Genomic DNA, 10894 nt, shown 5'->3' with positions numbered 1-10894 from the left:
AATAATTAATTATTACCTTTTCTGTAATAGAAGGATTAGTTAAAAGGAACTTTTTTCTTCTCTTGGTTGATTGGATATGGCAAGGTTTCCTCCCCATCTCTCGACCGCTTTTTTTCTCCTTAAAAGGAGAGGCTTTAAACCTGATTTTTTCGGTAATAGGGAAGCAATAAAATTCTGCAAGAATTAATAATTAACAATTAATAATTACCTCTTCTGTAATAGAAGGATTGCTTCAAAGGAATTTTTTTCTCCTTGAAAGGAGAGGCTTTAAACCAAAATTTTTAGGCCTTGCTGAAACCTGGGGATGAATCTTTGCAGAAAAGGTAAATCCCATCTTTTACTTCATAAGCACTCCAAAACTATAATTCTAATACACACTTTATGCAACGCCTTTTTATTCCCTTTACAGCGGTTTAATGATGAATAAACCACAATCATACTGACTCCTTACTCATTAGGACCTACGGACGTTGCTTGAGCATTAATGCGTTACATGTCGCTCCGCTAACGCGGAGCGAAAGCGTCAGCAATACGTCCCTACCTCCTTGCTCATTACTCATTACTCATTACTCATTACTCCTACAACAGTTTTGTGGTCTACTCAACTGAAAAGCACTGTAAGGGGAAGGCGATTGACCTTATTTCTAGGTTATATTTCTTAAAAATTTTAACTCAGTTAATATCTTTAACATAAAAAGATATTATTTTTTGTACTATATAATACATATTTTTAGAAGTCAAAAGTAATATTAATTGAATAATATTTATTGCCTGAAAACCTGAACTAACATTAATTGCAGACAATTTTATTAAAAAAAAGTATTGTGTTAAACTATTCATAAACTAAAGATAAAGAGTGAAAAATCAATGTATGTTACTGCCCACAGTTTTACACCCTGATATAGTTGAGTTTCTCCGAAAAGAGGTAGAAAGTAATTTACAAAAGAAAGTATGGGAATGTATTAAAAGACTTAAACAGCAAAAATTTAATAGTGGATTGCGGGTAAAAAAGCTAAAAGGAATCAACAAAAGAGTATGGGAAGCTAGAATTAATAGTGCTAGTCGCTTAATTTTTACCTACGATAAATCACAGCGGCCAGAAACAGGAAAAGCGCAAGTTTATCTAGCGATTCAAGATATTTGTGTAGACCATGATGATGTATCCCGACGTGCTAAAGCTAGGCAAAAAAGCCCTGATTCTGAATGGTTAGAAATAGCAGAATTTGAAGTTATTGTTGAGACAAAAAATTTCCAAAATCAGGATAATGAGGTAGATGAAAATATACCGTACTCATCAGTAGAAAAAGCAAATATTGAAGCAGTGAAAGCTTTGGATTTGGAAACAAATTCAGATTTAACAGATGACGAATTGTTAGGAAATATTCAGTGGCGAGTATTAGAGTCAGAAATAGAATGGCAAAAAGCGATTATTGAGCAAGATACAGATTTACCTTTAAAGCTGACTCCAGAAGAATATAAATTGGCTAAATTGTCGGGAAATCTATTATTAAATGGCAGTGCTGGTACAGGAAAAACCACAGTGGCATTATATAGAATGCTCCATAAAAAACAGTATAGCAATTTAGAAAAACGTTTATATATTGCTTATAACGATTTGTTAGTTAATAATGCTGAAGAACAATTTTATAAAATAGTCACGACAAATCGTCAATTAGAACCAGAATCAAATAATTCAAACAATCAAGTGGTTTTTGAATTTAAAAATATTCATAAATTATGTTTAGAAATTCTCGAAAATCATCAAAAAATATATTGCCCACAAGATGAAGTAAACTATCAATTTTTTTCAGAAATATACAAAGCACATCCTGGTAGAAAAAAATATCCAACAACTTTAGTATGGGAAGAAATTAGAGGTATAATTAAAGGCAAACAGCTATCAATTACAGAAAATATTTTATCTGAGAAAGAATATGAAAGAATAACTAAAAATAGCGTTATTTCAATGTCTAATCAATATCGAAGAGAAATATATAAAATAGCAGAATGGTATCAAAAAAAACTTGATAAAGAAAAATTATATGATGAAATAGATTTAGTCAGACAAGTGTTGCAATTGCTGAAAAATAATTCTAGAGAAAAATATGATTTAATTGTTTGTGATGAAGTACAAGATTTGACAGAAATACAATTAGAGTTGTTATTTAATTTAGTTACTCCCAGTGGAAATTTATTTTTTGCTGGAGACTGTTATCAAATGATTAGTCCTAGTGGCTTTCGTTGGGAAACACTAAAAGATAAATTTTATCCCCACAGAAAAGTAGATCAACAAACTTTGAGATTTAACTTCCGCAGTGTAGGAAGTTTAGTAAATTTAGCAAATCAACTGCTAAAATTACGTTCTAGATATTTAGCAGAATCTACAGGAAATTCTTCAAAAAGCAGCAGTATTTATGGTCAATTAGCAAGGCTAATTTCAGCAGATTCTCAAACATTAATTAGAATATTAAAAGAAACATCTTTGTATCCTGGTGATGCTATATTAGTCAGAAAAGAATCAGAAAAAGAAAAAATTAGAGCTGAACTAAATTCCAGTTTTGTTTTTACAATTGAAGAAATAAAAGGATTAGAATTCGATACAGTTTTTCTCTTAGATTTTTTTCAGCCACAAGCAAAACTTTGGAGTAAAACAATACGAGGTGGAATACTAAAAGAAAAAGAAAAACCACAACTGCAACTAGAATTAAACTTACTTTATGTAGGAATTACCCGTGCCAGTAGAATATTAAATATTTGGGAATCAAAGCCTAGTCAACTATGGCAAGAACCAGAATTAACAGGTTTATTTCAGTCAATAATTCCCGAATTAGTAAGAAGCGATCGCATAGAACCTAGCCGAAAAACATGGCGTAAACAAGGAGAATATTATCTTAAGGCTGAGTTTTATCAACAAGCAGAAGAATGCTTTAATAAATCTGGCGATGTAATTTTAGAAAAACAAGCTCAAGCCAAATTATTAATTCAAAAACAAGCTTATAATCAAGCAGCAGAAATTTGTGTTGAATTAAAAGAATGGCAAGAAGCTGCACTATTATTTGAAAAAGTAAAAAAATGGCAAGAAGCAGCAAAATATTGGGCAAAAATTGGGGAAGATAATAGGCAAAAAATTTGTGAAGCGTCTCAACTAGAAACGAGTCTAAAATGGTCAGAAGCAGCTAAAAAATGGGAAGAAATCGCAGATTTTGCTAATGCTAAACGGTGTTGGATGAATATTCCTGAAAAAAAAGCAGAATACCGGGCAATTGAATTTGAAGAAAAGAAACAATGGTTAAAAGCTGCTACTGAATACGACTTAGCAAAAATGCCTCAGAAAGCAGCATTTTGTAGAGCTAAAGAATTTGAAAAGAAAAAACAATGGGAAGAAGCTATTACCCAATATGAAATAGCAGATATGAGAGAAAACGCTGAAAAATGTCGCCAGCAAGGAGCAGATTCACTCCACCACCGAGGATTAATAAAACTACAAAAAAGAGATAATACAGGCGCTCTAGAAGATTATAATCTTGCCATACTTTTAGAGCCAAATAATCATCTATTTCATCATAACAAAGCCATTGCAATTGCCCAAATGGGAAACTTAAAAGGAGCTATAGAAAACTTTAAAAAAGCATTAGAACTAGATCCAAAAGACATCCAAACCTATCATAATTTAGGAGCAGCTTATGTAGAACTAGGAGAATTTAATCATGCCATAGAGCTTTTTTGCCAAGCTCTGAAATTAGGATCTCAAGACTATCAAATCTACCAAAACTTAGGAGTAGTCCGTTTTAAAGCTGGAGATCGAAAAGGAGCTGTAGCAGATTATAATCAAGCTATCAAACTTAATCCCAATAAAGCAGAAGCTTACTATAATCGAGGTATTGCTTATCGTTTCCTGGGAAATAACCAAGATGCAATTAATGATTTTACCAAAGTATTACAAATAAATCCTAAAATTGTAGATGCTTATACTCAGCGAGGTATTGTCAAGTTTGAGATGAAAGATATAGAAGGAGCGACTGCTGACTTCAATGAAGCCATCAAACTTAATCCTAAACATACTGAAGCTATCTACAACCGAGCTGTAATTCGTCGTCTGACTAAAGATAACCAAGGTTCACTAGCTGATTTTAATCGAGTTATCAAGATTCATCCTAAGTATATGGATGCTTACATTAAACGAGGTATAGTTCGTTTCGATCTCGGAGATCATCGAGGAGCTTTAGAAGACTTAGACAGTGCAGTGCAACTTCAACCAAAAAATGCAGACGCTTATTACCACCGAGCTAATACTAAACGTAGTCTGGGAGATTTTGCCGGCGCGATCGCTGATTTTGAGACTACTATAAATTTTAAACCTCAATATCATCAAGCTTATAACGATATGGGTATTGTGCGCCTGAGAACAGGAGATATACCAGAAGCAATGAAAAACTTTGAAGCAGCTATACAAATAAAACCTAACTATGCTGAAGGTTATAATAATCGAGGTTTTACCAAGTTTAGACTAGGAGATCTTTCAGGAGCAATGGAAGACTTTGAAACAGCTATAGAAATTAATGCTAACTACGCCGAAGCATACAATAATCTAGGAAATTCTCGGTTTCAAACAGGAGATTTTCAGGGAGCAATGAAAGACTTTAGCGAAACTCTACGGATTCATCCCCAATACGTTCCTGCTTATAATAATCGAGGTTTAGCGCGTTTGAAATTAGGAGATTTTTCTGGGGCAACTACTGATTGCCATGAAGCGCTAAAAATTAATCCTAAATATGCTTTAGCATACTATAATTTAGGCTTGATTCACACTGAGATGGGTGATTTGGAGCAAGCTATTTCAGACTACAATGAGGTGTTACGACTGTACCCGAAAAAAATTGATGCTTATGTTAATCGAGGTCGAATTTATGTGCAGTTAAAAAACTATACCCAAGCAATTAGCGATTATACCAGTGCTTTGAGTATTAATCCTAACCTCCCTCACGTTTATTCTTTTCGTGGTGAAGGATATATTAAATTAGGAGAATTAGAAGCAGCTCTTGCTGATTTACATAAAGCAGCAGAAATTTATCAGGAACAGGGAAATCAAAAAGAGTACGATAAGGTTATGAATTTAATTAGGAGTCAGGAGTCAGGAGTCAGGAGTCAGGAGTGAAGTGTGGGAGGTGTGGGAGGTGTGGGAGGTGTGGGAGGTGTGGGAAGTGTGGGAAGTGTGGGAGGTGTGGGAGGCGTGATCCGTACAGGACTCAAAAAATGTAGGGTTGTAAATGTTCTAGCTCAGACAATGAATGAGCAATGCCTACACAAGCGCTCCCCTACTCCTCTACTCCCCCGCTCCCTACTCCCTATTTTCTAGAGATACCAAATGGCTTCTATAGATTCTTATCTTTAAATGCTAACACCGATGCTACCGGATTTGATATAACTTCATTCGTTTCCTATTCATCCGTGTCATCAGAATCACTGCTAACAATATTTGCATCAGATAACCTGAAGTAATCTACTAATTTTCTAGGAATATCAAGTATTATTGGCACTTTTAAAGAATACTCATACTGAATGGAGTCGGATCTTAATTCATGTACAACTCGTGCCCATCCTTCTCGTAGATGAGATTCATCTGTTGGCACTTTCTGTACAATAAGTTCCACTGGCGTTCCTTGATGTGGTCTCTGGGACCACTCATTAGGCAGTTGTTCATAGTAAATGGTTTTTCCACCTTTAATTTTTTGAGCTGCGATTAGAACGCCTTTATCAGTTTGATATTTACAACCATTTGAATAATCTGTTCCCATTTTATAAGGTTCAGATGAATATTTCTCCAAGTTATCTATTACCTCTTTCCAAGACTTGTTACCAGGATAATTTTTGAGCTTTTCTTTATCAACTACATTCTTCCAAGTTTCATCATATTTTACTTCTTTAAAAGATTCATCAAGCTTAGAAATATTGGCATTTTGTTTATCGACTCCACGATCTCCTAGACTTATGTAAATGAAATTATTAACTGGATAAAGTTCTGCACTTCCATAACCTGGATATAATTCTCGATCGAGAATAGAGTTTCTTTTCTCTTTCCAAATTTTATATGCTGTAGATACTTCTTGAGTGTTAGTTTTGACAATGACTATTCTCAGATTATCAAAAACAGATTTTGAACCAGTAGAAATAAAAGGTAGTTCATCTGAAAAACATTTTTCTGTAGATAAATTAGGAATTACTTGTCTAATATTGTCTTCTTGTACAACTAAAAGCACATTATTGCTAGAGTTTTCGCACAAGTTTTTCAGATTTTCAACAAAAAAACTGCGCACTTCTTGTAAGGCTGTATCTTTATTATTTTTCAATTCCACATATTCTAAATCGTCTGATGCCAGTAAAATTTGCGCCTCTTTAACTGACAAGCAATTTGTGTTATCTTGACTGTCTTTTTTATTGGCATTCATCAAAAGAAGAGAAATTTTTCCTGTGTCATTACTGATTTTTGTGATAACTGGCATAACTTTAGCAACATTATTAGATGCAGTTTTGCCTGTTATCCTCAGAACAAAAAAGCTGACAATTAATAGATTCTCTGGCGCCTTTAATTCTTCTTGATTTGTCAGTTTAACAGTTTCAAATTTTTTATGACAAGGAATATCTAACTGTCTAATTAGATCGCTAATTCCATTATTGACACGACCTACTATCTCTTCATCTTTTTCCTTTATTATCTTCTTTTCAGAAGTCTTTTTGTTGACTCTTACTTTGTCGTATGATGTGACAAGAAACTGACTAACTATACCAAGTTTAGATAGAATTTTAGTATTGATGGCTTTAGGGTCATTTCTGCCATTTTTGTATTCGGCATAATCAGCACCTTGAATAGCAATTAAAGCACAGTCAAATGAACAGTTATATTCATTAATCATCTGCGTAATTTCTGTTTCCCTCCTACTTATCTCTTCGGAATCATTTTGCTGACAGGAGCTAACAAATCTATTTGCTAAATTGTCAGATGCCCGAATAATATTGATAGGAAGTTTAACTTTACTTTCTTGATATACTTCATCTTTTAATTTATCAAATCCCTCTTGAACTTTTTCATACAATCTATTAAACTGTTCAGGAATTGATACTAAAATATTTATAGGTTTATTTTCTTGTGCAAATTGTATTAATGGATTTACTTCAGTTAAATGATTTTTCTTCCCTGAAACTCTAACATCGCACTCACTTAATAAATTTGTCGGTTCAAATTCAGGGAAAGTTGTAAATAAATCAAAAATCAAGCGTTTATCATGGGAATATAAACCAGCTTCAGGAATTTTCATTATCGTTGGTTTTTGCAATGTTGTTGTTTTTAAAACTAAAACATTCAAATTTCCAGTATCAAGTGGTTCAGAGATAATTCCATGCTGTGGAATAGCTGAAATAATTTTCTCTGGATCGGGGGTTAAATTATTTCCTTCCTCCAAACTGTTTAAAACATCTAAAACTTTGTTTCTAAAGATATATTCTCCACCTCGCTTAATTAAATTAATTACTTGTAAACTTCTATTAAATGGAAGTGTTTTCTCCCAGTAATTTGCAGGTGCTTGAATATGTAAACTAGCAGCAGAATTATACTTAGGTTCAAAAGGTTCAGTAATATAACGTCTTATTGACGGATGAATATAAATATTAGGCGTTGAATCAAAATAACGGCAACCAACTTTAAAGCTCAAACATAAACTACTTAAACCTTTTAATTGACCATTTTTTAAATGTGGTTTAGGAGGCCACTGTTGTATTTCTCCTGGATTTGGCGATTTAATAAACTTGTATTTTTCTCTACCTATAAGTATTGGTTCATTTTGAGAATAATTAACAATTTTCACAGCGATCGCATCAGCTACAGCTAGTTTCCAAGATAAGCTAGTCTTCTTAAAAGGAAAGTCAATTAAACTAATCTCTTGAGATGCTTCTATTGATTCTACTCCTTCTTGAAGTAGCTCATAATCTTCATCTGAAAAATCTTCTCGATTGCTAAATTCTACACTTAACCAAGATAATAAAACTAATTTTATAGACTCACTATCTATTGGTTCTCCATGAGACATTAACCAATATTGCCTCAAAATTTCGTTTTCTTCCCCAGCTATACCTTTACCTGTTGATAACGCACCACTAGATGCACGAATAGTATCATTTAATGATTTTACAGGAATGAAATTTTCTCGCGTAGCACGTCTATTTTTTTTCTTAATTTTCTTATAAATATCATTTAGATTCTTGAACAATTCCTCTGGAAATGATGTATACCAAATAGGTAATGTTTCGCTAATATCGAAACTATAAATTAATTCTTGTAAGATTTTTTTGTCACTCATAATGATTTTGTTCCTTGAAAGTAGTGTTCTAAACATCCGTTCTGCTTCCACGAAGGCGGAGCAAGTGCAGCAGCTATACTGCCGATTTTTGCGAGATGGATGTTTGATTTTTCTATTGTCCAATAGTTACAGCAGTTTCCCCCCAGCAGCTATACTGCCGATTTTTGCGAGATGGATGTTTGATTTTTCTATTGTCCAATAGTTACAGCAGTTTCCACCCAGCAGCTATACTGCCGATTTTTGTGAGATGGATGTTTGATTTTTCTATTGTCCAATAGTTACAGCAGTTTCCCCCCAGCAGCTATACTGCCGATTTTTGCGAGATGGATGTTTGATTTTTCTATTGTCCAATAGTTACAGCAGTTTCCCCCCTTTGATGAAATACATCTGCGCAGCAAGTGCGGCAGCTATATAAATACTTTCATGCAACAAAGCTACTCATAGTGGTAATAATTTGTATCTTTAACGTCTACAGAATCTCCCATCATAGCAATGAGAGATTTGTCAAATGGTTTGTACAAAGCACTTCCTACAGAATTATCTTTGTACTTCATAGCTTCATCAGCAATAGCGACAAGCAAGCTACTAGCAGCACTATCATAACTAGAATCTGTCATACCAGAAATTCTCCTTTGTGCTGTCTTTGGTGCAAATGCGCTATCAACAAAGTAAAGGTGGAAAGAAACACCCCCACGCACTGCTCTTCCTACAACTTGAGTAATCATAACTCGAAGAGTCGAAGCAATATCCGAGCGCATATCGAGTTCTGAAGTTGCCGTCAGTTTTGAGTATTGAATGGGTAATCCCATAATCTTGTCATAGTAATTTTTAGCATGAGTCCGATATTTTTTTCCTAAACTAGCTAGACTGGGATTATTTTCTCTTTCTTCCCTAAATACATATCTAGGGTGTTCCGAATTAAGAGCATCTAACGCCCAAGCATTCATAAACCCAATCAAAAGTAAAGGATCGTTCGGAACAGGAAAAGGTCTCGCTAAAAATACCACCACCCCAAAAGCTGCAACTCTTTCAGCATTCAGAATATTATGTCCTCGTTCAACTGCCAGAATAGGAGCAACCAAAATTTTAGCGTTCTCTATTTCCGCAAATCTTGAGACATCACTTCTTTGGATAAAATCAACATCATCACCTAAATTATCGCTATCCCTCCCTAGCGCTACAATTTTTACATTTTTGTCATTGTATTCTCTTTGCAATGCAGCAGCAACTATAGCACTATCTGCATAGGAACCTACTAAAAGTAAAGCTCGTTTTCTATCTCCCTCAACTCGATCTATCCAATTATCTATTTTAGTTTTATTGTTAGATTGAATTTTGCCAATATCTGTAGCTATTTGTTCTAATGCTTCTTGTTTATTGGGATTTCCAGATACTTTAATTGGTTGAGATGTATTTGCTCTTGAAGGTTCAAAAGATGTTTTTGATTCATTAATAATAGTATTAATACTTGATTCATCAGGACGAAGAACAATATTCACAGGAATTTGTAAATGATACTTTGATGAAGTTCCCGCCCAGGAAGTTCCTGACATTAATAGTACATTGCAACCAGGAATATTATTCCAAGTAAATAAATCATGGTAATTATAGAGCAAATGTCTGCCAACTCCAGAAAATATTATAACATCAAGTTTACCTGGTACTCTAGTAGATGAAATATCTTTAGTGTATTTAAAAAATTGTCCAGAACTGATAATTGGAGATGAAGGAAGCATTCTGGAAAATTCATCTGAAGATTTAAAGAATGATATATCATGGTCAATTTCAAAAAATTCTTTGTAGTAAGGAGCGTGGGAAAGTATTGATTTAATACAGTCATATAGTTGAGTAAAAAGAATTGCTAAATATAGCTTCTTACTTAAAATAGTCCTGTTTTCTAGATCTATTTCTACCTTTTTGATACCATTCAAAGATTCGAGCCAATCTACAATAGCAAGTAACGCTGCTTCTTTATCTATGACAATTCTGGCAATATCTTTTAATCCCCACACCATTTTCTTTAGCAGTTCAGAACTTAAAACTAAACTATCATTTATTGAATCTCCGGTGAAAACATTAAAAACAGTTTCCAGTATTTCTTGATTTTCAATTTCACCAGAAAAAAACCAATCTGATAATGTTTTAGCTACATCTTGAAAAAGTTGAGAAGGTCTAAAAAAACCAGAATTAACTAACCAATTTTCTAATGATTCATCATCTAATAAAGGTAAAATCCTGTTGGCTAAATTATCTGCTTTTTTAATATCAACCTGCCAATTTTCTACCATGGATTTCCGAAAAAGATGCCCGCGATTAGTTTCTTGATTGCGTTTATTTATAGTTGAAATCAGCCTAGTAATTACTGGAGTTTCTCCTTTGCCAAATAAATTTAAACTCGGACAAAATTCAGAATCAAAATAGACTTGAACATTATCAGATTCATCAAAGATTATTAGAGAGCTGGCAATATAGATTAATTCACCATATTTAATCCTATAAACACCCTTAATAAGTTGTCTGGGTACAGGTCATGTTCCTTTCGG

The 10894-nt window shown here is 33.6% G+C and carries 4 protein-coding genes; 2 read left to right on the top strand and 2 right to left on the bottom strand.

Annotated elements, in window-relative coordinates; all coding sequences use genetic code 11:
* Positions 1-871 precede the first annotated feature (871 nt).
* Both F6K40_RS35220 and F6K40_RS35215 read left to right on the top strand, forming a co-directional pair.
* Entirely contained in the window at positions 872-5155 is a 4284-nt protein-coding gene (locus F6K40_RS35220) for a tetratricopeptide repeat protein (protein ID WP_293143309.1), read from the top strand.
* A 3-nt stretch (positions 5156-5158) separates the two neighbouring features.
* Positions 5159-5356, top strand: a complete 198-nt coding sequence (locus tag F6K40_RS35215) for a hypothetical protein (protein ID WP_293143306.1) — start codon at positions 5159-5161, stop codon at positions 5354-5356.
* Between the two features lie 82 nt (positions 5357-5438).
* Here the strand turns inward: F6K40_RS35215 and F6K40_RS35210 are convergent, their stop codons facing one another.
* Entirely contained in the window at positions 5439-8351 is a 2913-nt protein-coding gene (locus F6K40_RS35210) for a pPIWI_RE module domain-containing protein (RefSeq protein ID WP_293143303.1), read from the bottom strand.
* A gap of 434 nt (positions 8352-8785) precedes the next feature.
* Positions 8786-10639 carry a hypothetical protein gene (locus F6K40_RS35205; RefSeq protein ID WP_293143300.1) on the bottom strand — a complete coding sequence of 618 codons (1854 nt, stop codon included), beginning with the start codon at positions 10637-10639 and terminating at the stop codon, positions 8786-8788.
* Positions 10640-10894 lie beyond the last annotated feature (255 nt).

The organism is Okeania sp. SIO3I5 (assembly GCF_010672085.1).
Taxonomy (GTDB): domain Bacteria; phylum Cyanobacteriota; class Cyanobacteriia; order Cyanobacteriales; family Microcoleaceae; genus Trichodesmium.
The sequence above is the reverse complement of the archived record's forward strand: the minus strand, read 5'-3'. Positions and strand labels throughout refer to the sequence as shown.